The organism is Cellulomonas sp. McL0606 (assembly GCF_058248365.1).
On record NZ_CM177779.1, the window covers coordinates 98591 to 119511 of the forward strand.

A 20921-nucleotide genomic window follows, 5' to 3' on the forward strand; every position below is an offset into this window, starting at 1 on the left:
GCCGTCGCCCTTCGGGTGCGGCTCCACCTCGACGCCGGCAAGCTTGCACGCCTCGGCCAGCAGCTGGTCGTAGGCGAGCCCGGAGGCGATGAGCCGTTCGGCGCGGGCGTACGTGTGTGGGTCTGCCTCGAGCTCGCGCATGTGGTCGGCGACCTTGCCGAGCCGCGACTGCACGTGCAGCGTCGTGAACGGGTCGTACACCGGGGGGTGCTGCCGACGCAGGTGCGCCGCGATCCGCTCCAGCCAGCCCGCCAGCGCCCGCTGCCACCGCGGCACCTGCTCGGGCGTGGCGACGAAGCCCCAGGCCAGCCGGAAGACGAGGGCCGGGACGAAGAAGAGGAAGACCAAGATCGCCAGCGTCATGGAGCGTCCTTCATCGTGCACTTGGGCTCAGGTTATGTCGCCGACTGTGACCTGCGCCACACCATTTGCCATTCGAGTTGAAGGATCACCCTGGGCACGGCACCGCGTCCGGCTCGTCGGTGCGTGCACTGCCATCGGCACGCCTCCGCCCGAGGCCGGAGGCGCTCGCCGTTGACCGTCGCGCGGAGACCGTGACCGACGCCGCGACGGGGATCCGGGCGTCCGTCTGGGCCGGGCTGACGGCGTGGTCGGCCTCGACGGACACGGCGTTCGGGACCCGCCGCCAAGAGCGACGGACGCCGAGCAGGAGCACCGCGGAGACCAGGATCGTGCCGGCCATGACGCCGGCCATCGTCTCTGCGGTGGGTGTGCCGCCGATGCTGGTGAGCGGGGCGATCAGGGCGCCGAGCCCGAACTGCAGGGCGCCGAGGAGCGCGGCCGCGGAACCGGCGCGGTGGGGGTTGGTGGCCAGGGCGATGGCCGGTGCGGACGGCAGGACGAAGCCCGCGGTGCCGAGTGTCAGGATCAGCAGGGTCACGACGAGCCAGAGCGGTCCGTCGGCGAGGGTCGTCGCGAAGAGCGACATCGAGAGCACCAGCCCGACCAGGACGATGCCGCTGAGCACCTGCTCGGGCGTGAACCGGCCGACCAGTGCGCCGTTGATCTGCGAGCCGACGGTGATGGCGACGGCGCCGCCGGCGAACACCCAGCCGAACTGCTGGGCGCTCATGCCGAAGCCGTCCTGGAACACGAACGTCGACGACGCGACGTAGGTGAACATCGCGCCCAGGTAGAACGCGGACATCAGCGCCAGGCCGAGGAAGGGGAGGTCGGTGAGCAGGTCGCGGTACGTGCGCAGCGCGGCGCGCGTGCCGCCGGTTCGGCGCAGCTCGGTCGGCAGGCTCTCCTTGAGCGCGAAGGTCGCGACGACGAGCAGGGTCGCGCCGACGACCGCCAGGAACACGAAGATGAGCCGCCACGAGCCGAATCGCAGCAGCTGGGCGCCGATGGTCGGGGCGAGAATCGGCGCGACACCGACCACGAGCATGAGCCGGGCCATCACCTTCGAGACCGCCAGTCCCTCGTACCGGTCGCGGACGATCGCCATCGACAGGACCATGCCGGCGGCCGCGCTGAACCCCTGCACGAACCGCAGACCCGTGAACATGGTGATGTTGTCGGTGACCGACAAGGCGACCGAGACCACGACGTAGACACCCAGCCCGGCTAGCAACGGTCGACGCCGTCCGAAGGCGTCGGAGATCGACCCGATGGTCAGCTGGCCCAGCGCGAGCCCGGCCAGCGACGCCGCGATGGTCAGCTGCACGGCCGCGGCCGGGGCGTTCAGGTCCGCGGCGATCTGCGGGAACGCGGCGAGGTAGGTGTCGAAGGTCAGCGGGCCGACGGCGGTCAGCGCCGAGAGCAGGAGGACGAAGCCGGCGCTCACGCGCGCCGCGGGGATCCGGGCCATGTGGGCTGCAACCGCCGCGGGTCGCGGCCCTCTTCCCGAGGTGTCCACGCCTCGGGACGGACTGTGATCTGCGCCCTCCGGGTCATGCCGGGTCGCGGGATGCCGATACTGGTAGGTGACAAATCACGAATCGGGCGCTCGGCCCACCGAGCCCACGGATCCCACGCGGGCCGGCTGGGGACCGTGGCGCATCGCCGGTGCGGCCGGGTTCGGTCTCTTCGCGCTGAGCGGGTTTGCCGACGGCTGGGGCGGGGCGGTGCTCGGGGCGTCGCTCTACCTGGCCGCGACGGCCCTGTGGGCGCTGGTCCGAAAGCGGTCGTGGCTCGGCCCGATGCGGCGCCGCGGCGCGGTGCTCCTGCTTGCGTGCGGGTTGGTGGGGCTCGTCGTCGGTTCGGCGGCGGCCTCGACCCCGAAGGCTGTACCGACCACCGCGGCGGTGGGACCGACGGTTGCGTCGACCGCCGACGCAGTCCCGGAGCCGACGCCGACCGCCGACGTCGCGTCGGTGCAGGCGTCGGCCACCCCGCAGACAGCTCTCGCCGCGGTGGCGCTGCTCGAGGTCAAGGGCCGCGCGCCGAAGACGGGCTACGACCGCGACCAGTTCGGCCCGGCGTGGAAGGACGTGGACCGCAACGGGTGCGACACCCGCAACGACATCCTGCGGCGCGACCTGACCGCGATCGTGCTCAAGCCCGGCACCCAGGACTGCGTCGTCGCGACCGGGACCCTGCAGGACCCGTACTCGGGCCGGGCGATCGCCTTCGTGCGGGGTGAGGAGACCTCGTCTGCCGTCCAGATCGATCACGTCGTGGCCTTGTCCGACGCCTGGCAGAAGGGCGCGCAGGCGTGGGACCTGACCCGCCGCGAGACCTTCGGCAACGACCCGCTGAACCTGCTGGCCGTCGACGGCCCGCTGAACACGCAGAAGGGCGACGGCGACGCCGCGACGTGGTTGCCGCCGAACAAGGCGTTCCGGTGCGCCTATGTCGCCCGGCAGGTCGGCGTGAAGTACTCGTACGGCCTCTGGGTCACCGCCGCGGAGCGCGACGCGATGGTGCGTGTCTTGTCGACGTGCCCGAACGAGCCGCTGCCGACGGCATCGACGGTCCCGCCGCCCGTCGTCGTGGAGCCCGTGCCTGCAGCGCCGGACCCAGCACCTGCCGCACCGGCTCCCGCCACCCCGGCGCCCGACGTCTATTACAAGAACTGCGACGCGGCCCGGGCCGCCGGGGCCGCACCCGTGCACCGGGGTGACCCGGGGTACGCACCGCGTCTTGACGGGGACGGCGACGGCATCGGCTGCGAGTAGACCGGCGCGTGCCTGCCGGGGTCGCACCCCCTACGGTGAACCCGTGACTACGCGTGGACGGCAGGCATGAGCAAGGGACCGGTGATCGCGGGCATCGTGATCGGCGCGGTGGTGCTGGCGGTCGGCGGGGCGTTCGTCGCGGACCGCGTCGTGGCGTCGACGGTCGAGAAGCGCGCTGTCCAGGCGATCGAGCTCAACCTCGACGGCGTCGTCGGCACGCCGACCGTCGACATCGGTGGCTTCCCGTTCCTCACGCAGGTGATCAGAGGCAGTCTCGACGACGTGTCCGGGCAGGTCGACGGTGTCAGCATCGAGGGCATCCCCGCGACGGACGTGACGATCGATGCCAAGGACGTCACCACGTCGGAGCCCTACACGGCCGGCTCGGCCACCATCAAGGCGACGCTGCCGACGGCCTCGATCGACAAGATCATCGCCGACCAGACGAAGCTCGACATCACCACGAGCGTCGACGGCGACACGCTCAAGGCGACCGGCAAGGTGCTCGGCGTGACGTTGTCGGCGGGCCTGGTGCCGAGCGTCCAGGACGGCAAGCTGCTGGTCGACGTGCACGACATCGCGATCGGTGGGGTGTCGGTGAGCGTCGACTCGCTCCCGAAGGCACTCGCCAGCAAGCTTCGACAACATCGAGATCCCGGTCAAGGCCGGTCTGCCCGAGGGCATCACCCTGTCGGCCGCCGAGGTGGTCGACGACGGCGTCCGCATCACGGCCACGGGTACGGACGTCGCCATCCCCACGCAGGCCCCGTGAGCTCCTGGATCGGCGACGCGTGGTCCAACGCGACCACGCCGCAACCCGTGCCGTCGACGGCCGTGGTCGTCGGAACCGCGGTCGCCGTGCTCGCGGTCCTCGTCGTGCCGGTGGCCTGGCACCTCGCGCGGCACGGCCTGACGATCGTCCACGAGGCGTTCCACGCGGGGGTCGCGGTGCTCGTCGGCAGACGCCTCTCGGGGATCAAGGTCCACTCGGACACCTCGGGTCTGACGGTCTCGTCGGGCAAGCCTCGCGGGCCCGGCATGGTCGCGACGGCCGCCGCGGGGTACACCGGTCCCGCGATCCTCGGGCTCGGGGCGGCGTTCCTGCTGTCGCGTGGGTACGCGGTCGCCCTGCTGTGGCTGCTGCTCGTGGTGCTCGTGCTGGTGCTCGTGCAGATCCGCAACTGGTACGGGCTGTGGTCCGTGCTGGTCACGGGTGCGCTGGTGGTCGTCGTGACGTTCTGGGGTTCGTCGCAGGTGCAGCTCGTGTTCGCCTACCTGGTCACGTGGTTCCTGCTGCTAGGCGCACCCCGCGCGGTGATCGAGATGCAGGCCCAGCGTCGACGACGCCGTGGAGCGGCCGACACCTCGGACGCCGGCCTGCTCGGACGCCTGACCCACACGCCCGGTGGCCTGTGGGTCGGCATCCTGTTCGTCTGCTGCGCGGCCGCGCTGGCGCTCGGCGCGGCGTGGCTGGTCAACCTGCAGATCGGCTGACCACCCGCGGGTGGTCCTTCCACGCCGGCAGCGTGGCCATGTGGTCCAGGGTCTCGGCCTCCAGCTGGTCGCGGCTCGCGGCGGGTTCGCGGCGTGCCTGCCAGCTGACCATCCGCTCGAACCGCTCCTCGAATGCCTGCAGGTTGCCGTCGGCATCCGTGCAGTGCACGCAGTAGCGGCCCGTCTCGACGGGCATCCCGCAGCTTCTCGCAGTGGTGGTCGGTCATGGTTCCTCCCTCTCGTTGGCGTGGATCAGGGCTGTGAGTCCGCCGACGAGGGCGGCGCGCTCGTCGGCGGTCATCTGGGAGCCCGCGCGGGCGAGCAGCTCGGTGGACAGGACCTGGCGTTCGCGGTCCAGGGCGTCGAACCCCTGCGGCGTCAGCCAGACGAGGGTGCGCCGACGGTCCTCCGGGTCGGGCTCCCGTTCCAGCAGGGCTTTGGACTCGAGCTGCGTCACGATGTCACTGACCACCGACTGTGCCCGGTCCAGGTGCTGCGCGGCCTCGCCGACGGTCAACGGGCCCGCGTGCGCGAGGTGCAGGAGCACGGCCCGCGACGCCCCGGACATCTGCGCACGCTTGCCGTCCCTGCGGTGGAAGCGCAGGTACGCCTGCTGGAAGGCGTCCTCGAACTCCCTCGCGAACTGCTCGGCACCCGTCATGCGCCCACGCTCCCGCCGGCCGGATCCATCGTCAATCCCGATGCGTTCCACGTCGTCCCACGTCGCCTCCCCGCGCTCGGGCACGCGTGCGGGCATGATCGTGCCCGGGTTCGAGGGAGGACGGCGATGAGCGGTGAGCTGACGCGACCGGTGCTGATCCGTGGTGGCCTGCTGGCCGACGGCGTCGGCGGCGACCTCCTGCGGGCTGACGTGCGCGTGGCCGGCGACCGTGTCGTCGAGATCGGCCCGGACCTGCAGATCCAGGGCGCCGACGTGATCGACGCCGGCGGCCAGCTGGTGATGCCCGGCTTCATCGACACGCACGTGCACGTCGACGCGCTGGTGTTGGACCCCGACGCGCAGGCGGCCATGACCCACCAGGGGATCACGACGGCGGTGCTCGGCCAGGACGGGGTGTCGTTCGCGCCGTCGCCTCCGGGCTCGGGTGCCACCGAGTACGCCGAGCGCTACTTCGCCGCGATCAACGGCACCCACCCGACGTTCCGCGGGGGCGGCGTCGGCGAGTTGCTGGCCACCTACGACGGCACGACGACGCTCAACACGGCCTACCTGGTCCCGCACGGGACGGTGCGGTACGCGGTCATGGGTAGCGACGACCGTTCGGCCTCCCCCGACGAGGTCGCCGCCATGGTGCGGCTGCTCGAGCAGGGTCTCGACGAGGGCGCGTGCGGGATGTCGACGGGTCTGGAGTACGCCCCCGCGCTCTCGGCCGACCGTGACGAGCTCGTGGCCCTGTGCCAAGTGCTGTCGTCGAGGGGCCGGCCGCACGTCTCGCACATGCGCGGCTACGAGGACCGGGCGCCGGGCGCGCTCGAGGAGATGCTCGACCTAGCACGGGCGACGGGCGTGGGCACGCACGTCTCGCACTTCCACGGGCCTTCCGAGGTGCTCGGCCCGATGGTCGACGCCGCGCTCGACGAGGGACTCGACGTCACGTTCGACTCCTACCCGTACCTCAAGGGCTCGTCGATCCTCGCGCTCGTGGCCCTCCCGGCTTGGCTGCCGCTGGCCGATGCCGACCGGACGCTCGCGATGCTCCAGGACCCGGCCGTCCGGGCGATGCTGCCTCCACGTGACGACGAGTGGCCGCGGGTGACCGTGTCGTGGGCGCCCGGCTTCGAGTGGGCCGAGGGCCTTCCCCTGCTGGGGGTCGCCGCACGGCTGGCCATGAGCCCGACGGAGGCCGCCCTGCACCTGCTCGTCGAGACGAAGCTGCAGGTCGGGTGCGTGTTCGGGTTCCCGCCGGGCGCCACCGAGCACTCGATGCGTCAGCTCGCCCAGCACCCGGCGCACTGCGCCGGTTCCGACGGGCTCTACCTCGGAGCCCGTCCGCACCCCCGCGGCTGGGGCACGTTCGCGCGCTACCTCGGCGAGCACACGCGCGAGCTGGCCGACTGGTCCTGGTCGGAGGCGCCCGCGCACCTGTCGACGACCGCCGCGCGGCGGTTCGGGTTCACCGACCGCGGGACCGTGCGGCTGGGCGGCCGGGGGGACCTCGTGCTCCTCGACCCGGCGAACGTGATCGACCGGGCCACGTACGACGAGCCGCGCACGCTGGCGACGGGTGTGCAGGCGGTGCTGGTGAACGGCGTGCCGGTGCTCCGAGACGGCGGTCTGACGGGGGCGCTGCCCGGGCGTCCTCGGTGATCGCCTCGTCGCCGGCGCCCCGGGTGACAATGACGGCATGACCCGCGAGAAGATCAGCACCCCCGACGCCCCGCAGCCGGCCGGCAACTACTCCCAGGGCATCCGCCTGGGCAACCTGGTGTGGACCGCCGGGTTCGGCCCCCAGGACCCTGCGACCGGTGAGATCGCACCGTCCGTCGCGGACCAGACGCGGCAGGTGCTGCGCAACGTGGCGGCCACGCTCGAGGCGGCGGGCCTCACGCTCGACGACGTGGTCAAGACGACCGTGCATCTCGCGGACCTGGCCGACTTCGCGGAGTTCAACGCCGCCTACGGGGAGTTCTTCGGGGACCCCAAGCCGGCTCGGACGACCGTCGGGTCGGTGCTCGCCGGGATCAAGGTCGAGATCGACGTGGTCGCCGGGCGGGTGTGACGGAACGCGTCGTCGCGATGCTCAGAACCACGTCGTCGCGACGTCGACCACGCGCTTGTTGGCGTCCAGGATCGGGATCACACGCCACTTGTCGAAGGCCGTGCACGGGTGCGAGATGCCGAGCTTCGAGCAGGTCGCCCGGTGCCAGGGCGTCCGCCTCGTCGTCCGCATCGAGGAACGCGTGCTGGTCGTTGGTGCGTGTCACCGTCCAGCCGGCCTTGTTGAGGACCACGGGCAGGCCGGCGTCGTAGGGCACGTCGCGCTTGCCCGCCCCGACCAGCGCCATCCCCGGCTCCGGGGTCGACAGCACGTGCGCCCAGACCCGCAGCGCCGGGTGCAGGCTGCCGGCGATCCGCGTGAACGGTGTCGACGAGACGTACGTGCCGTGGTCGTGCGTGACGTAGGAGCCGGACCGCAGGATCGTCCGACCGCCGGGCAGCGGGCGCAGCTCGTCGGAGACCGCGTCGAAGAACGCCGACCCGCCCGCCGAGAGGACCACGTCACCGTCGATGTACGGCTGAAGCTCGGCCGCGATCAGCCGCACCTCGGCGAGGAAGGCGCGAGCCTCGTTGATCGTGGCGCAGCCGCCCTCGTACGCGCTGACGCCCTTGAGGTGCACTGTGCCGGTGGCCGCGATCGCCTTCGCCAGGGTGATCGCCTCCCCCCGGGATCGAACTCCGGTGCGGTCGTAGCCCACCTCGAGCAGCACGCTCACGGGTCCGCCCGCGGCCGCCGCTCGTTCCACGCCCTCGACGGAGTCGACGTAGAACAGGATCTCCGCGTCCTCGCAGGCGGCGATCCAGCGCAGCACGGTCGGGTCCACGATCTCGTTGGCCACGAGGATGCGTCGGACGCCGAACGAGTACGCGGCCAGGAGCTGGTTCCCGGTGGCGACCGTCATCCCCCACGCACCCGCATCGAGCTGCACCGCGAAGATCTCCGCCGACATGGTGGTCTTGCCGTGCGGCGCGAACGCCAGCCCGCGATCCCGCGTCCAGTCGGCCATCTCCGTGATGTTGTGCGCGAGCGCGTCGGCGTCGAGCGTGAGCAGCGGGAAGGTCAGGGAGCCGTCCGTCAACGTGTGACCTGCGGCCTTGAACTCGTCGACGCTCACGGGGGTCGGCTGCCAGAAGCCCTTGGTCGTCGGGCCGATCACCCTCGTCGGGACGTGGATCATGCCCTAGAAGGTAGCGCCGTTCCCCGCGACGACCCCGGGTCGTCACGGCGATCTCGCCTGCTTGGCGACGACGCACCGCCCGAGCACGCGAGCGAACGCGTCGTGCTCGGCCGCCGTCGCCCACAGGCCGTACGCGGCCTTCACGCGGATCTGCCGCAGGACGTAGACGCACCGGTAGCCCTTGTTCGGCGGGAGCCAGGTCGCGGCGTCGCCGGCGCCCTTGTCCTGGTTGGCCGGCCCGTCGACGGCGAGCAGGTTGGCGGGGTCGTTGGCGAAGGCCAGCCGCTTGTGCGCCGACCACTGCTGGGCTCCCGTCTCCCAGGCGTCGGCGAGCGCCACGACGTGGTCGATCTGGACCGTGGCCGAGCTCGGTCCGCGCACGAACTCCTCCTGTTCCCCGGTGTAGGGCTCGTCGAGCGTGCCCGTCAGGACGGTGCAGTGGTCGCCCCTCGTGCGCTTGTCGACGAGGTCGCGGGCGAGCACGTCGTTGCGCGTGTCGCAGCCGTTGTGGTCGACGTCCGCCCACGGCTGACCGAACTGCTCCCGCGAGTACCCCGTGCTCGGCGCGCGCCCGCGCACGGCCAGGCTCGCGAGGTCGGCTCTGCCGCCGGCCAGATCGGCCGCGGTCACCGGATACCTCGCCGCCACCCGCACCTGCGACCACGCCGGCAGGCCGGCGCCGATCGCCACGCAGAGCGCCAGGACGGCGACCCATGGCCAGGCTCGTGTCATCCGGCGACGGTTGCATGCGAACGTCGTGGATGGTCGACCTCGTCGTGCACCGTTGTCTCCCGTGGGCTGTGGTCGGCTCCTCTTGACTGAGAGCGCACTCGAAGGCGGACGGTGGGAGCCATGACGATCTCCACGCGCACCATCGGCAGCGGCCCGGCCGCCCTCACCGTTTCTGCCCTCGGGCTCGGCTGCATGGGCATGTCCGACTTCTACGGTGCCCGGTCCCTCGAGGGGACCGCGGACGAGCAGGAGTCCGTCGCGACCATCCGCCGGCGCTCGATCTCGGCGTGACCTTCCTGGACACCGTCGACATGTACGGCCCGCAAGCCAACGAGCGGCTGGTCGGCCGGGCGATCGAGGGTCGTCGCGACGAGGTCGTGATCGCGACCAAGTTTGGCATCGTGCGCGATCCGGACGACCCGAGCGTGCGCGGTGTCGACGGCCGGCCGGAGCACGTGCGTGCCGCGGTGGACGGCAGCCTGCAGCGACTGGGTCAAGCACGTCACGGCGGCGCAGCTGGCCCTCGCCTGGGTGCTGGCGCAGGGCGCGGACGTGGTCCCGATCCCGGGAACGCGTCGGGTGGCCCGGATCGAGGAGAACGCCGCGGCGACGCAGATCGCGCTGACCGACGAGGAGATCACCGCGCTGAGCGACCTCGGCGCCGCGAAGGGCGACCGGTACGCGGACATGTCGTCCGTCAACCGCTGAGGCATGATCGAGCCATGAGCCTGCTCGCCGAACACTGGAGCATCGCCGAGGCGGCCGAGGCCACCGGCCTGACCACCCACACGCTGCGCTACTACGAGCGCGACGGACTGCTGCTCGGGTCGGTGGACCGGGCGTCGTCGGGCCACCGCCGGTACACCGACCAGGACCTCAGCTGGATTCGCATGGTGACCCGGCTGCGATCCACAGGCATGCCCATCCGGGAGGTCCGGCAGTACGCGGACCTGGTGCGCGAGGGGGACGGGAACGAGGCCGAGCGGCTCGAGCTGCTCTGCGCGCACCGGGATCGCGTGCGTGAGGAGCTGCGGCAGGTGGCGGCGCACCTCGACGCGATCGAGTTCAAGATCGACCTGTACGCGGCGAAGGTCGGCCCGGGCGTCGACGGCGCCGGCGACGGGCTCCTTTTCGACGACGCGGCGAGGTCGTTCTGAGGCGCGATCGCCGGGTCGTCGCGGGTGCCGCGATCCTGGTGGTCGCCGCGGGTCTTGTCGCGGGGAGCGGCGCGGTGGGCGACGCGTTGTATGCGGTGCTCGTCTACGTCCTGGTCGTCGGGGTGGTCCCGAGGGTGCGTGTCACGCGGGCCGCGCCGGTGGCTCTCGGGATCTGCGTGGCGGTCGAGCTGTTCCAGCTGACCGGGCTGCCCGCGACGATCGTCGCCACCCGGCCGTCGGCGCGCTACGTGCTGGGGACGACGTTCCACGCGCCGGACCTGCTCGCGTACGCGGTCGGGGTCGCCCTGGCGGCCGGACTGGACCTGGCGATCGCCCGGCTGCGTGACCGCGGGACGAGGCGGCGAAGAACGACCGACGTCAGTCCGTCGGCGTCAGGACGAACAGCGGGATGAGCCGGTCCGTCTTCGTCTGGTAGGTCGCGTACGCCGGCCACGCGTCGAGCGCGCGGGCCCACCACTCGTCGCGCTCGGCGCCGGCCGTCTCGTGCGCGACGTAGTCCTTCGTGACGGCCCCGTCCTGCAGCTCGACGTGGGGGTGCTCGACCAGGTTGCGGTACCACGCGGGGTGCTCGGGCGCGCCGCCCTTGGACGCGACCACGGCGTACCGACCCTCGTGCTCGACGCGCATGAGGGCCGTCTTGCGGAGCTTTCCGCTGCTCGCACCGACGGAGGTCAGCACGATCACCGGCTTGCCCCGCATGAGGTTCCCTTCCCGACCGGCGGTGGCTTCGTAGAGCTCGGCCTGCGCGCGGGCCCAGCCGGACGTGCTCGGGGCGTACTCACCGGAGAGAGGCATGCCCACCCGAACGACGCCCCGCCGCATCCGATTCCCGACGCCGCACGGCCCTACTTCTGCTGGTCCAGGAAGTCCTTCGCCTCGTCGACGACGGTGTCGCCGACCACCTGAGACGTGGCTTCGTCCTTGCCGCCGGTCGAGCCCACGTGTACGTGCTCCGTCGTGGTGCGGGGCATGGCCGCCGCGGCGACGACCATCGCGAGCGCGACGCCGAGGACCACGACGAACGCCACGGTCACGGCGTCCCCGAACTGGGAGGGAGCCTGCACGGCGGTCTGCCCATCCATCCGGCCGTTGATCACCGCGCCGAGCACGGCGACGCCCACCGCGCTGCCCATGGACCGCGAGAACAGGTTGGCGCCCGTGACGACGGCCCGGTCGCCCCAGCCGACGCTGGACTGGGCGGCGATGAGGGTGGGCGAGGACGTCAGTCCCAGGCCGCCGCCGACGACCAGGCAGGACAGTGCGACGCCGATGACGCTGGGATCGGTGGAGACCCAGACGAGCGCCGCGACGCCGACGACGGCGACGACCGAGCCGACGAGGGCGGTGAAGCGGAACCCGTAGCGGAGATAGAGGCGGCCCGACTGCGAGGCGGTGATCGGCCAGCCGATCGTCAGGGCCGCGAGCGCGAGGCCCGAGGTCAGCGGCGACACGTGCAGGAGCGCCTCGAGGAACGACGGGACGTACGACGTGAGCCCGATGAGGATCACGCCGACGGCGACGGCGATCATCGACGCGGCCAGCAGCAGCCGCCGGGTGAACACCCACAGCGGCAGCACCGGCTCGGCGGCCGTCTGCTCGACGCGGATGAAGGCGAGGAACAGCAGGGTCCCGACGACGAACGCACCGATGCTCTGCGGCGCGTCCCACGCCCAGGCGTTGCCGCCGTCGAGGAGCCCGAGGATCAGCAGGCTCATGGACACCGTGAGCAGGCCGCCCCCGGCCCAGTCGATGCGGTGCGGCTTGCGCTCGACCGTCTCGTGCAGGAACCGGATGAGCAGCCACGCGGCGGCGAAGCAGAGCGGGATGTTGACGAAGAAGATCCATCGCCAGCTGACGAACTCCGAGAAGATGCCGCCGAGCGTCGGACCGACCACGGACGAGACGGCCCAGACGCTCGCGATGTACGCCTGCGCCTTGGCCCGTTCGGCGACGGTGTAGATGTCGCCGGCGATCGTGATGGCCATCGGCTGCACGGCGCCCGCGCCGAGTCCCTGGACCGCCCGGAACGCGATGAGCATCGGCATGCTCCAGGCGAACCCGCACAGCACCGAGCCGGTGAGGAACAGCGCGATCCCGAGCAGCACGACGGGTTTGCGGCCGACCGTGTCCGCGAGCTTGGAGTAGATGGGCACGCTGACTGCCTGCGTGAGCAGGTAGATCGAGAACAGCCACGGGAAGCTGCTGAACCCGCCGAAGCTCGCCGACGATCGTCGGGACCGCCGTCGCCAGGATGGTCGCGTCGATGGCGACCAGGCCGGTGGTGACCATGATCGCGATGAGGATCGGTCCGCGGTCCGAGCGGAAGCCGACGCCGGAGGTGGTGGCGGTGCTGGTCAGGGTGGTTCTCCCTCGTCGTCGTTCCACCTCAACGCGACGGGCTGCCGCGCATTCCGGGCGACCGACTGGTGGACGTCCCCCTAGTGTCGGTCGCATGCCCAGCGAATACCCGATGAACGGATTCCGCGTGCGTGACCACCGGGTCCGGGTGCCCGTCGACTGGTCGGCGCCGGACCGGTTCGGCTCGATCGAGGTGTTCGCCCGCGAGCTGGTGGACCCGACGAAGGCGTCGGACGACCTGCCGCTGATCGTCTACCTGCAGGGTGGTCCCGGGCAGCAGGGACCCCGGCCGCTGGCCGGTGGCTGGGTGGGCACGCTGCTGGAGAAGTTCCGCGTCGTCCTGCTCGACCAGCGCGGAACCGGGAGGTCGTCGCGCGTGGACGGTCGCACGATGGCGCAGTTCGAGGATCCGGCGACGGCCGCCGACTACCTCGCCTGCTTCCGAGGCGACGCGATCGTGGCGGATGCCGAGCACGTGCGAACCACGGTCTACGGCGGTCGGCCGTGGGCCACGCTCGGGCAGTCGTACGGCGGGTTCCTCACGCTCACGTACCTGTCGCGGCACCCCGAGGCGCTGACGATGTGCCTGGTCACGGGCGGCCTGCCGCCGGCGACGGCCACCGCCGCCGAGATCTACGCGCACACCTATCGCCGGCAGGACGCCCGCAACCGCGAGTTCGCCCGTCAGTTTCCCGACGACGTCGCGACGCTCGGATCGATCGCGGACCTGCTCGCCGCACAGTCCGTGGTGCTCCCCGACGGGGACCCGTTCACGCCGCAGCGGCTGCAGATGCTCGGCATGCCGTTCGGGATGAGCACCGGCTTGGACCAGCTGCACTGGCAGCTGGACACGGCCCTCGACGCGGACGGCGGGCTGTCGGCGGGCTTCCTGTCGGTCGTCGGCCACCAGACCGCGTTCGACGGCGACCCGCTCTACGCGGCGCTGCACGAGGCGATCTACCACCAGGGCCCGGTGCCCGGTGGCTGGGCGGCGGCGGCCGAGCAGGCGAGCCGGCCCGCCTATGCCACGTCGGCGCGCCCCCTGCGAGCTGACCGGCGAGGTGATCCTGCCGTGGATGTTCGACCAGGTCCGGGCACTGAAGCCGTTCCGGCCGGCGGTCGATGAGCTGCTCGGCCCGCGCGACTGGCCGCGGCTCTACGACCTGGACCGGCTGGCCTCGAACGAGGTGCCCGTCGCGGCAGTCCAGTACTACGACGACCCGTACGTGGACCTCGACCTCGCGCTGGCCACCGACCTGGGGAACGCGCGGGTCTGGATCACCAACGAATACCTGCACGACGGCCTGCGGATGGCCGGCGACGAGATCCTGCCGAGGCTCCTCGACCTGGCCACGGGCAAGGCCCACGTGACCGGCCGGTAGTCCCACCGGTTCGATCACAGCTCGCCGACGCGCGTGCCGTGCGCTAGGCCGGGGACCATCCGAGCGCCGGGGCGACCGACGTGGCGACGTTCTCCAGGATCCGGCGGCTCATCGCGTGGCTCGCGTTGGCGGGTAGCACGATGTCGAGGCCCGTTGCCTCGGCGAGGGCGACGTCTGCGGTGAGGCTGGCGACCACCTGCTCCGGACTGCCGTGGTGGGTCGGGCTGAACACGCCGAAACCGCCCGGGGCCCGGCCGGTGGCGTCGAACCGGCCGGCGTACCAGGCGATGTAGTCGGCGAACAGCTCGTCGTCCGCGGGCGTCACGCTGGGGAGCACGATCCGCCCGGCGACCGCCCGCGGGGTGCGGCCCGGGACGTCGAACGCCGCCTTGTACGCGCGGATCTGGTCGCGCTGCGTCTCCTCGAACGACCGGCCGTCGTCCTCGCTGTTGAGCGTCGAGACCAGCAGGTCCAGCCCCTGTTCGGCCGTCCGGACTGCCGTGGCGGTGGAACCTGGCCCGTACCAGATGCGGTCCGAGAGCCCGGGGCTGTGCGGGCGGACGATCAGCTCGGTGCCCGGAGGCGCGATCGGGAATCCCGTGTCCGGCGCGACGGCCACCGGCTTCCCCGCGATCGCGGCACGCAGCCGGTCGATGCGGTGCTGAGACTCGTCGTCGAACGACCGCTCGGCCGTGCCGTAGACGCCGTCGAGGATGCCTGCCGACGGCTTGATCCCACCGGCGACTCCGGCTCCAGGCGGCCGCCGGAGAGCAGGTCGACCGTCGCCGCGTCCTCCGCGACCGCGATCGGGTCCGCGTAGCGCATGGGCAGCACGGCCGTGCCGAACCGGATCCGCTCGGTCGCCTGCGCGATCGCCCCGAACAGCGGGAAAGGTGACGACAGGAACTGCTCGAGGTGCCGCACGCGCACCCAACCTGTGTCGTAGCCCAGCTCCTCCGCGTACTGGAACAGGTCGATCGCGTCCTTGAGGGACTGCGCGGCGTGGGAAGGGTCGTCGTAGGGGACGAACGTCAGGAAGCTGGCTCGAGTCGGGGGCTCACGCGCGCAGGGTACGACCCCGACGTCGAGGACCTCGCCGCGGAAGCGGTCCGTCCCAGGGTTCGGGCGTCCGGGGCGGTCGATCGGGTCGGGTCACCGGCGCGTCAGGCGGATGACGGGAATCACGCGATCCGTGGCCTTCTCGTACTTGGCGAACCCGTTCGACCGGGCCGTGATCAGCCGCCACGCCTCGTCGCGTTCGTCGCCGTGCAGCTGCGACGCGGTGACCGCGACGCGCTCGCCTCCCACCTCGACGCCGACCCGGTCGGGGTGCGCGGCGAGGTTGTAGTACCAGGCCGGATTGCGTGCCGCCCCGCCCGCTGTCGCCGTGATGTAGCCCGAATTGCCGCCGGCCGGGAACCACGCCACGGGGGTGATGCGCTCCTCCCCGGACTTGCTGCCGATGGTCACGAGCGCGATCGTCGAGGCGCCCTCGAACGACCCCTTGCCACGTGCGCGCCGCGCCATCATCCGGTTGCCGAAGCGCTCCAGCGGGCTCGTTCCGGGCTGGCGCGCACCCCGGGTGCCGTTCGGCGTGTCGAATGCCATGGCCTGGGCTCCTCTCCGCTCCTCATCGTCGCATCGAGTCGCACTGCCGGCGCGTGGTGGGATCAGCTCTTGTCGCAGTCCGGCCGGGGGGATCTGTGGAGGACGGGGTCACCCGACGGGCGTCGGGACCCAGGGGACCTGCGTCTCGGAGACGCGCGCGAGGATGCCGTCGAGGACGGCGACGCGGTCGAACTGCAGGGCGTGGGCGCGGGCGCGCCGCTCCCAGGAGGCGCGCTCGTCGGCGGACATTGCGAGCACGCGGTCCAGGGCGCCGGCGATCGCCGGCGGGGACTCGACGGGCACGATCAGGGCACAGTCGCCGACCGCCTCGCCGATACCGCCGGTGTCGGTGGTGATGACGGGGCCGCCGCCGGCGAGCATCTTCTCGACGAGGGCGATGCCGAACGTCTCGACGAACTCCGGGCGGGGCTTGCTGGGCAGCACGTAGGCGGCGGAGCCGGCCATGAGGTGGGCCTTCTCGGAGTCGTCGACGTCGTCGAGGAACGTGATCCGGTCGGCCGCGGGCGACGCCGCCGCCAGGGCGCGCAGCCTGCTCGCGTCGGGCCCGTTCCCGGCGATCACGAGGGTCAGGCCGGCGGCCAGCGAGCTCGACGCGAAGCCCTCGATGAGGTCGTCGACTCCCTTGGCGTGCGCGAGGCGGGACAGGAACAGGACGTACCCGTCGGGCGTGAGGCCGCGGGAGGCCAGCACGGACGAGGGCGGCAGGTTCAGGTAGGAGCCGACGTCGACCGCCGGGTAGGACACGGTGACGCGCTCGCGGCACTGGGCGGCGAACGTGGTGCCGTGCTTGGCGTCGATGGCGGCGGCCTCGCTGATGATCAGCTCGCGCGTGTAGTCCGAGACGGCCAGGCAGACGTCGTGCTCGAGGTAGCTGGACAGCACGTGGGCGGCTGCGCCGAACTGGTCGTTCTCGACGCAGGCGCGCACCACGTTGGTGACGTCCGACCCGACGGCCTCGGCGACGGTCACCACGTTCACGGGCAGTCCGGTGCTGCGGGCGACGCGGACGGCGTCGGCGATCGCGAGCGAGTGCGGCGACAAGTACAACGACATGGCGACCGTTGGTACACCGTCGGTGAACAGCTCGACCAGTCGCCCGGTGATGCCCGCGAGCCAGCGTCCGTCGGGCACCTTGTAGTCGCCGACGGGTTCCGGACGCTCGACCGTGATCCCGGGGCTGTACGGGAGCACACCGTCGAGCGGCTTGAGCGGCAGCCCGGTGGCCTGCAGCCGCTCGATGGTCCACGTGACGATGCGGACGTCGTCGAAACCCCTGTCCAGCGCGGCTTCCGCCAGGTTGCGGGCCTCGCCCGAGTGGCCGCAGATGACTGGATCGGCGCGCACGACGATGACGAGCCGGCGTCGGGGACTGGTCATGGCGCTCCCTCGGGGATCAGGTGCTCACGGACGGCGGCCGGACGGTGGTGCCCCAGTCCGACGGGGTCGGGCCGAGCGAGATCAGGAGCCGTCCCCCGCGGTGCAGCTCGGCACCGGTGAGCCAGGTGCGCTCGAGCGCCTCACCATCGAGGTGCACGGACTGTACATATTGCGTGGGGCCGGCGGGTGTCGGTTCGATGAACCCTTGGGTCTCGACGTTCAGGGTGCGATCACCGACGGCGATGCTCGAATCTCGCCAGGCCGGCGCGTTGATGAGGAAGAGGCTCTGCCCGGCGACGGGGAACAGGCCCAGCGACGCCCAGACGTACCAGGACGACAGCCCACCCGAGTCGTCGTTGCCGGGCATCCCACCCCGACCGACGGCGAACTGGTTCTGCACGATCGCCTGGACGACCTCCGCGGTGCGGTCGGGCCGGCCGGCGTACTGGTAGGCCCAGGGGGCTTCCATGTCCGGCTCGTTGTTCAGACCCTCGAACCTGTTGAGCGCGTAGCCGATCGCCATCTCCTCGACGCTCGGCCGCAGACCCGGCTGGACGACGGCGGGAGCCCCGTACCCGAAGAACTGGTCGAGCTGCGCGACGAAGGCGTCGTCGCCGCCCGAGAGCTTGATCCGCGCCGCCATGTCGTGCATGAGCCGGAAGGAGTAGTTCCAGCGACCACCCTCGTAGTAGGTGGAGTCCTGCAGGAGGCCGGTCGCGGTGTCGTAGGCGTTGACCCACTGCTCGGCGAGCGGCGCGAACTGGTCGACGAGGTCCTCGTCGCCCACGTGCGCAGCGATCTGCGACGTGCACCAGTAGCCGAACGCGAGGTCGAGCGTGTGGCTGATGGGGTGCGCGATGCCGCGCAGCAGGAACTCCTCGCCGTACGTCCGACGAAGGTCGTTGTGCATGTGCACGAGCGCCCAGTCCCAGTCCATGCCGGGCAGCCCGAGCTGGCACAGGTCCGACAGGAAGGTGTGGGCGAGGGCCGAGGCCTGCCGGCTGAACTGGTCGGCTCCGCGGGCCATCCGGTACCCGATCGGGAGGTTGCCCTCCTCCTCGGCGATCGAGAGGAGTGCCTGCGCGCTCGACGGCGCGGTCCGGCAGCAGGGTGGTGAGCAGCGGGAGCTGCGTCCGGTAGATGTCCCACATGGTCGCGATGTCGTACGCGAACGGCCCGTCAGTCGGCCAGAACGGGCTCTCGTCGGGCGCCAGGCACGGCTTGATGAGCGAGTGGTACAGGGCCGTCGAGAAGACGGTCTGCTTCTCCGTCGACGGGGTGTCGATGCGGATCTTGCCCAGCGTCCGCTGCCAGTCCGCGGCGGTGTCCGCGCGCCTCGTCGCGAAGCTCGACGGACCCGGGCCGCACTCCTTCTCGAGGTTCGCGCGGGCCTGGTCGACCCCGCGCAGCGAGAACCCGAACCGCAGCTCGACCACCTGACCCGGTTCCGACGGACCGGCCCACATGAGCCCGAACGGCCGCAGCGTGGTCGGCCGGATGCGGTCGAAGTCGAGGCGCGTGCCACCGGGCATCAGGCGCCGGTCGTACCAGAGCATCTGCCGCCAGTGCGGGTCGTCGCACTCGACGTGCACGGCCAGCGGCGTGCCCTCGACGACGATCTCGCCCTGCGCCACCCCGGGCGCGATCGACTCCAGGTGCGCCCGCAGCGGCACGGTCCGCCCGTGCGGGATGGTCAGGCCGCCGAGCGAGAAGTCGATGACCAGGCGCGCGTCGCGGTGCGCGGGGAACGTGTACCGGTGGACCGCGCTCTTGGGGCCGACGGTGATCTCCGCGCGGATGCCCGACTCGAGCGTCGCCGAGTAGTAGCCGGGCTCGGCGTCCTCCTCGACGATGTCCCAGAGCTGACCCAGGTCGTCCAGCGGCTGCAGCATCGGGGTGACGCGGAAGTAGTTGTAGTACTTGCGGATGGCGCCGGTGCCGGACTGCTGGAAGTGCGTGAAGCCGCTGGCGACGGGGTTCGCGTGGATCGGGCTCGGGAGGCCCTCGGTGCCCAGGTCGTAGCGGCCGTAGCCCGTCGGGTAGCCGCCCGAGTACGAGCACGCGCTGACCATGCCGAGCGGGTACGTGGCGCCCGGGTGCGTGTTCCCGACCTGCGGCTTGGGCCACCACCACGTCGTCGCGAGCCCGTGCTGCGCGGGCAGGCTCGTGGCCTCCGTGCCGATGAACGGGTCGACTCGCTCGAACATGCGGTTGCTCCTCCCGCGCGTGCGTCAGTGCCTCGTCCTGCGGACGGTACGACCGCAGGGTTACGGGCGGGTTTCGCGACGACGCAGCGGGCCCTTGTCGGGCGTCGTCCCGGCCGCCATCGTGGGTGCATGCGCTACGAGGTCACGCAGGTCGGTCGGGTCGAGTCTCCGTTGTACGACCGGGACCAGGCGCCGCGACAGGGTGACGAGGGGTCGCCCGACGCGTGGGTGGTGGTCGCCGACGAGTACGCCGACGCGGTGGCCGACGTCGCCGTCGGCGAGGACGTGCTGCTGCTGACGTGGTTCGACCGCGCGGCGCGCGACGTCCACGTGGTGCACCCGCGCGGCGACGTCACGCGCACCGCGCTCGGCGTGTTCAGCACCCGCTCACCCGACCGCCCGAACCCGATCGGTCTGCACCGCGTCACGGTCCGCGAGATCCACGGGACACGGCTGCTGGTCAGCAACCTGGAGGCGCTGGACGGCACGCCGGTCCTGGACATCAAGCCGGTGCTCGGAGCGGTGCAGGAGCGTTGAGGGCGGGTCGGCCAGGGCGGAAAGGTTGTCTCCAGAGACTACTCGTGCAAGAGTACTCCCGTGTCGTCGATTCGGTTGTTCATCCTCGGGTCACTCGCTGAGCGGGGGCCCATGCACGGGCACCAGCTGCGGCTGCTCGCCGAGCAGGAGCACGTCACGCTCTGGACGGACATCACCGTGGGCGCGCTGTACGGCGCGATCAAGCGCCTGGGCGCCGAAGGACTGATCGCGGAGGAGCGCACCGAGCGGGAGGGCGCGTACCCGGAGCGGCAGGTCTGGGCGATCACCGACGCGGGTCGCACGACGCTGAGCATCATCCAGCACGACGCCCTCCGCGCGGTCGTCGTGAAGCCCGATCCGTTCGACCTGGCGATGACGCGGCTGGACAAGAAGCGGCTGGACGCACTTCCCGCCATGATCGATGCGCGGGTACAGACGCTGAGCGCGATGCTCAGCGAGTCCGAGACGCATGGGGAGATCGCGCAGCAGTACCTCACGGCCAGCGAACGGTTCGTGATGCGGCACAAGGCCGACCGGCTCAGGGCTGAGCTGGTATGGCACAGAGAACTGCAGGCAGAGCTGCCGACGATCATCGCCGACGAGAGGACCCGGGACCATGACTGAGGCCACCGCACAGGCCTGGACGCCGCCCAAGGTGCCCAGGAGCTCGTGGAACGCGCTCATCGTGCTCATGGCCGGCATGTGCATGGCGCTGATCGACACGACGATCGTCAACGTCGCTCTGCCGACCATCCGGGACAGCCTCGACGCGTCCGAGGCGACCCTGAGCTGGATCATCTCGGGCTACGCGCTGGCGTTCGGCATCGCACTGATCCCGTCGGGGCGCATGGGCGACCGGCTCGGGCACAAGTGGGTGTTCTTCACGGGGTTGGCTCTGTTCACGCTGGCCAGCCTCGCCTGCGGTTTCGCGCAGAGCAGCATCCAGCTCATCATCTTCCGCGTCGT

24 protein-coding genes and 4 pseudogenes are annotated in these 20921 nt (G+C 71.5%); 15 read left to right on the plus strand and 13 right to left on the minus strand.

All coding sequences use genetic code 11. The annotated features are described in order from the left end of the window. Positions 1-15: 15 nt before the first annotated feature. A complete protein-coding gene (locus AC38ZX_RS00545; RefSeq protein WP_491295943.1) occupies positions 16-444 on the plus strand; it encodes a hypothetical protein in 429 nt (142 codons plus the stop codon). A gap of 4 nt (positions 445-448) precedes the next feature. Here the strand turns inward: AC38ZX_RS00545 and AC38ZX_RS00550 are convergent, their stop codons facing one another. After that, the gene (locus AC38ZX_RS00550) at positions 449-1834 is read right to left on the minus strand and encodes a multidrug effflux MFS transporter (protein ID WP_491295944.1); all 1386 of its coding nucleotides are present in this window, start codon (positions 1832-1834) and stop codon (positions 449-451) included. Between the two features lie 115 nt (positions 1835-1949). On the opposite strand from AC38ZX_RS00550, the gene AC38ZX_RS00555 reads away from it, so the two are divergent. Together AC38ZX_RS00555 and AC38ZX_RS00560 are read left to right on the plus strand one after the other, a co-directional pair. Beyond that, positions 1950-3143, plus strand: coding sequence for a GmrSD restriction endonuclease domain-containing protein (locus tag AC38ZX_RS00555; protein ID WP_426593954.1), 1194 nt, complete (start codon positions 1950-1952; stop codon positions 3141-3143). Positions 3144-3209: 66 nt separating this feature from the next. After that, on the plus strand, positions 3210-4637 hold the full coding sequence (locus AC38ZX_RS00560) for a M50 family metallopeptidase (RefSeq protein ID WP_491295945.1): 1428 nt from the start codon (positions 3210-3212) through the stop codon (positions 4635-4637). Here the strand turns inward: AC38ZX_RS00560 and AC38ZX_RS00565 are convergent. Together AC38ZX_RS00565 and AC38ZX_RS00570 are read right to left on the minus strand one after the other, a co-directional pair. Beyond that, the gene (locus AC38ZX_RS00565; protein ID WP_491295947.1) at positions 4618-4833 is read right to left on the minus strand and encodes a hypothetical protein; all 216 of its coding nucleotides are present in this window, start codon (positions 4831-4833) and stop codon (positions 4618-4620) included. The genes AC38ZX_RS00560 and AC38ZX_RS00565 overlap by 20 nt on opposite strands. Positions 4834-4860: 27 nt before the next feature. Further along, on the minus strand, positions 4861-5298 hold the full coding sequence (locus AC38ZX_RS00570; protein ID WP_491295948.1) for a MarR family winged helix-turn-helix transcriptional regulator: 438 nt from the start codon (positions 5296-5298) through the stop codon (positions 4861-4863). Positions 5299-5424: 126 nt separating this feature from the next. Here AC38ZX_RS00570 and AC38ZX_RS00575 point away from each other — a divergent pair, with 126 nt between their 5' ends. Together AC38ZX_RS00575 and AC38ZX_RS00580 are read left to right on the plus strand one after the other, a co-directional pair. Further along, positions 5425-6966, plus strand: coding sequence for an N-acyl-D-amino-acid deacylase family protein (locus tag AC38ZX_RS00575; RefSeq protein WP_491295949.1), 1542 nt, complete (start codon positions 5425-5427; stop codon positions 6964-6966). 37 nt (positions 6967-7003) lie between these two features. Next, positions 7004-7378 carry a RidA family protein gene (locus AC38ZX_RS00580; RefSeq protein WP_426593960.1) on the plus strand — a complete coding sequence of 125 codons (375 nt, stop codon included), beginning with the start codon at positions 7004-7006 and terminating at the stop codon, positions 7376-7378. On the opposite strand, the gene AC38ZX_RS00585 is transcribed toward AC38ZX_RS00580, so the two are convergent. Together AC38ZX_RS00585 and AC38ZX_RS00590 are read right to left on the minus strand one after the other, a co-directional pair. Further along, complete coding sequence (locus AC38ZX_RS00585) at positions 7341-8555, minus strand: alanine racemase (RefSeq protein WP_491295950.1); 1215 nt, start codon at positions 8553-8555, stop codon at positions 7341-7343. The two genes, AC38ZX_RS00580 and AC38ZX_RS00585, sit on opposite strands and share 38 nt — an antisense overlap. Before the next feature lie 42 nt (positions 8556-8597). After that, entirely contained in the window at positions 8598-9287 is a 690-nt protein-coding gene (locus AC38ZX_RS00590) for an HNH endonuclease family protein (protein WP_491295951.1), read from the minus strand. 120 nt (positions 9288-9407) lie between these two features. Here AC38ZX_RS00590 and AC38ZX_RS00595 point away from each other — a divergent pair, with 120 nt between their 5' ends. The 5 genes and pseudogenes from AC38ZX_RS00595 (at position 9408) to AC38ZX_RS00615 (ending at position 10857) form a co-directional block, all read left to right on the plus strand. Further along, positions 9408-9578: a hypothetical protein gene (locus AC38ZX_RS00595; protein WP_491295952.1), complete on the plus strand. Its 171-nt coding sequence runs from the start codon at positions 9408-9410 to the stop codon at positions 9576-9578. Positions 9579-9598: 20 nt separating this feature from the next. Next, a pseudogene (locus AC38ZX_RS00600) lies at positions 9599-9680 on the plus strand (hypothetical protein); the annotation flags it as partial. A gap of 66 nt (positions 9681-9746) precedes the next feature. Beyond that, positions 9747-9995 carry an aldo/keto reductase gene (locus tag AC38ZX_RS00605; RefSeq protein ID WP_491297264.1) on the plus strand — a complete coding sequence of 83 codons (249 nt, stop codon included), beginning with the start codon at positions 9747-9749 and terminating at the stop codon, positions 9993-9995. 14 nt (positions 9996-10009) lie between these two features. Next, complete coding sequence (locus AC38ZX_RS00610; protein WP_491297265.1) at positions 10010-10444, plus strand: MerR family transcriptional regulator; 435 nt, start codon at positions 10010-10012, stop codon at positions 10442-10444. A gap of 74 nt (positions 10445-10518) precedes the next feature. Next, entirely contained in the window at positions 10519-10857 is a 339-nt protein-coding gene (locus AC38ZX_RS00615; protein WP_426593965.1) for a DUF2809 domain-containing protein, read from the plus strand. On the opposite strand, the gene AC38ZX_RS00620 is transcribed toward AC38ZX_RS00615, so the two are convergent. Beyond that, positions 10823-11260 carry a nitroreductase family deazaflavin-dependent oxidoreductase gene (locus AC38ZX_RS00620; RefSeq protein ID WP_426593966.1) on the minus strand — a complete coding sequence of 146 codons (438 nt, stop codon included), beginning with the start codon at positions 11258-11260 and terminating at the stop codon, positions 10823-10825. The two genes, AC38ZX_RS00615 and AC38ZX_RS00620, sit on opposite strands and share 35 nt — an antisense overlap. A 50-nt stretch (positions 11261-11310) precedes the next feature. Further along, positions 11311-12754, minus strand: a pseudogene (locus AC38ZX_RS00625) (MFS transporter). Between the two features lie 196 nt (positions 12755-12950). On the opposite strand from AC38ZX_RS00625, the gene AC38ZX_RS00630 reads away from it, so the two are divergent. Both AC38ZX_RS00630 and AC38ZX_RS00635 read left to right on the plus strand, forming a co-directional pair. Then, a complete protein-coding gene (locus AC38ZX_RS00630; RefSeq protein WP_491295953.1) occupies positions 12951-13949 on the plus strand; it encodes an alpha/beta fold hydrolase in 999 nt (332 codons plus the stop codon). Continuing rightward, on the plus strand, positions 13900-14205 hold the full coding sequence (locus tag AC38ZX_RS00635) for a hypothetical protein (protein ID WP_491295954.1): 306 nt from the start codon (positions 13900-13902) through the stop codon (positions 14203-14205). Before AC38ZX_RS00630 ends, AC38ZX_RS00635 begins: the two co-directional genes overlap by 50 nt. A gap of 43 nt (positions 14206-14248) precedes the next feature. On the opposite strand, the gene AC38ZX_RS00640 is transcribed toward AC38ZX_RS00635, so the two are convergent. The 6 genes and pseudogenes from AC38ZX_RS00640 to AC38ZX_RS00665 form a co-directional block, all read right to left on the minus strand. Beyond that, positions 14249-14824, minus strand: a complete 576-nt coding sequence (locus AC38ZX_RS00640; RefSeq protein WP_491295955.1) for a hypothetical protein — start codon at positions 14822-14824, stop codon at positions 14249-14251. Further along, complete coding sequence (locus AC38ZX_RS00645) at positions 14770-15348, minus strand: LLM class flavin-dependent oxidoreductase (RefSeq protein WP_491297266.1); 579 nt, start codon at positions 15346-15348, stop codon at positions 14770-14772. Before AC38ZX_RS00645 ends, AC38ZX_RS00640 begins: the two co-directional genes overlap by 55 nt. A 9-nt stretch (positions 15349-15357) precedes the next feature. Further along, positions 15358-15813, minus strand: a complete 456-nt coding sequence (locus tag AC38ZX_RS00650) for a nitroreductase/quinone reductase family protein (protein ID WP_491295956.1) — start codon at positions 15811-15813, stop codon at positions 15358-15360. Positions 15814-15921: 108 nt separating this feature from the next. Continuing rightward, on the minus strand, positions 15922-17211 hold the full coding sequence (locus AC38ZX_RS00655; protein ID WP_426593970.1) for a glycosyltransferase: 1290 nt from the start codon (positions 17209-17211) through the stop codon (positions 15922-15924). A 16-nt stretch (positions 17212-17227) separates the two neighbouring features. After that, positions 17228-18238: a glycoside hydrolase domain-containing protein gene (locus AC38ZX_RS00660; protein WP_491295957.1), complete on the minus strand. Its 1011-nt coding sequence runs from the start codon at positions 18236-18238 to the stop codon at positions 17228-17230. Between the two features lie 118 nt (positions 18239-18356). Further along, positions 18357-19418: pseudogene (locus AC38ZX_RS00665) on the minus strand (glycoside hydrolase domain-containing protein); the annotation flags it as partial. A gap of 129 nt (positions 19419-19547) precedes the next feature. On the opposite strand from AC38ZX_RS00665, the gene tsaA reads away from it, so the two are divergent. The 3 genes and pseudogenes from tsaA to AC38ZX_RS00680 form a co-directional block, all read left to right on the plus strand. Next, on the plus strand, positions 19548-19955 hold the full coding sequence (tsaA, locus tag AC38ZX_RS00670) for a tRNA (N6-threonylcarbamoyladenosine(37)-N6)-methyltransferase TrmO (protein ID WP_426593973.1): 408 nt from the start codon (positions 19548-19550) through the stop codon (positions 19953-19955). Between the two features lie 60 nt (positions 19956-20015). Then, entirely contained in the window at positions 20016-20579 is a 564-nt protein-coding gene (locus AC38ZX_RS00675) for a PadR family transcriptional regulator (protein ID WP_491295959.1), read from the plus strand. Positions 20580-20661: 82 nt separating this feature from the next. After that, positions 20662-20913: pseudogene (locus AC38ZX_RS00680) on the plus strand (MFS transporter); the annotation flags it as partial. Positions 20914-20921 lie beyond the last annotated feature (8 nt).

What these genes read in the sequence shown, in the direction of transcription:
- AC38ZX_RS00595 (WP_491295952.1), top strand. Translation starts at nt 9,408, where the DNA reads ATGACGATCTCCACGCGCACCATCGGCAGCGGCCCGGCCGCCCTCACC.
- AC38ZX_RS00550 (WP_491295944.1), bottom strand. Translation starts at nt 1,834, where the DNA reads ATGGCCCGGATCCCCGCGGCGCGCGTGAGCGCCGGCTTCGTCCTCCTG.
- AC38ZX_RS00610 (WP_491297265.1), top strand. Translation starts at nt 10,010, where the DNA reads ATGAGCCTGCTCGCCGAACACTGGAGCATCGCCGAGGCGGCCGAGGCC.
- AC38ZX_RS00565 (WP_491295947.1), bottom strand. Translation starts at nt 4,833, where the DNA reads ATGCCCGTCGAGACGGGCCGCTACTGCGTGCACTGCACGGATGCCGAC.
- AC38ZX_RS00650 (WP_491295956.1), bottom strand. Translation starts at nt 15,813, where the DNA reads ATGGCATTCGACACGCCGAACGGCACCCGGGGTGCGCGCCAGCCCGGA.
- AC38ZX_RS00635 (WP_491295954.1), top strand. Translation starts at nt 13,900, where the DNA reads ATGTTCGACCAGGTCCGGGCACTGAAGCCGTTCCGGCCGGCGGTCGAT.
- AC38ZX_RS00655 (WP_426593970.1), bottom strand. Translation starts at nt 17,211, where the DNA reads ATGACCAGTCCCCGACGCCGGCTCGTCATCGTCGTGCGCGCCGATCCA.
- AC38ZX_RS00570 (WP_491295948.1), bottom strand. Translation starts at nt 5,298, where the DNA reads ATGACGGGTGCCGAGCAGTTCGCGAGGGAGTTCGAGGACGCCTTCCAG.
- AC38ZX_RS00590 (WP_491295951.1), bottom strand. Translation starts at nt 9,287, where the DNA reads ATGACACGAGCCTGGCCATGGGTCGCCGTCCTGGCGCTCTGCGTGGCG.
- AC38ZX_RS00585 (WP_491295950.1), bottom strand. Translation starts at nt 8,555, where the DNA reads ATGATCCACGTCCCGACGAGGGTGATCGGCCCGACGACCAAGGGCTTC.
- AC38ZX_RS00575 (WP_491295949.1), top strand. Translation starts at nt 5,425, where the DNA reads ATGAGCGGTGAGCTGACGCGACCGGTGCTGATCCGTGGTGGCCTGCTG.
- AC38ZX_RS00660 (WP_491295957.1), bottom strand. Translation starts at nt 18,238, where the DNA reads ATGGCCCGCGGAGCCGACCAGTTCAGCCGGCAGGCCTCGGCCCTCGCC.
- tsaA (WP_426593973.1), top strand. Translation starts at nt 19,548, where the DNA reads ATGCGCTACGAGGTCACGCAGGTCGGTCGGGTCGAGTCTCCGTTGTAC.
- AC38ZX_RS00620 (WP_426593966.1), bottom strand. Translation starts at nt 11,260, where the DNA reads ATGCCTCTCTCCGGTGAGTACGCCCCGAGCACGTCCGGCTGGGCCCGC.
- AC38ZX_RS00580 (WP_426593960.1), top strand. Translation starts at nt 7,004, where the DNA reads ATGACCCGCGAGAAGATCAGCACCCCCGACGCCCCGCAGCCGGCCGGC.
- AC38ZX_RS00560 (WP_491295945.1), top strand. Translation starts at nt 3,210, where the DNA reads ATGAGCAAGGGACCGGTGATCGCGGGCATCGTGATCGGCGCGGTGGTG.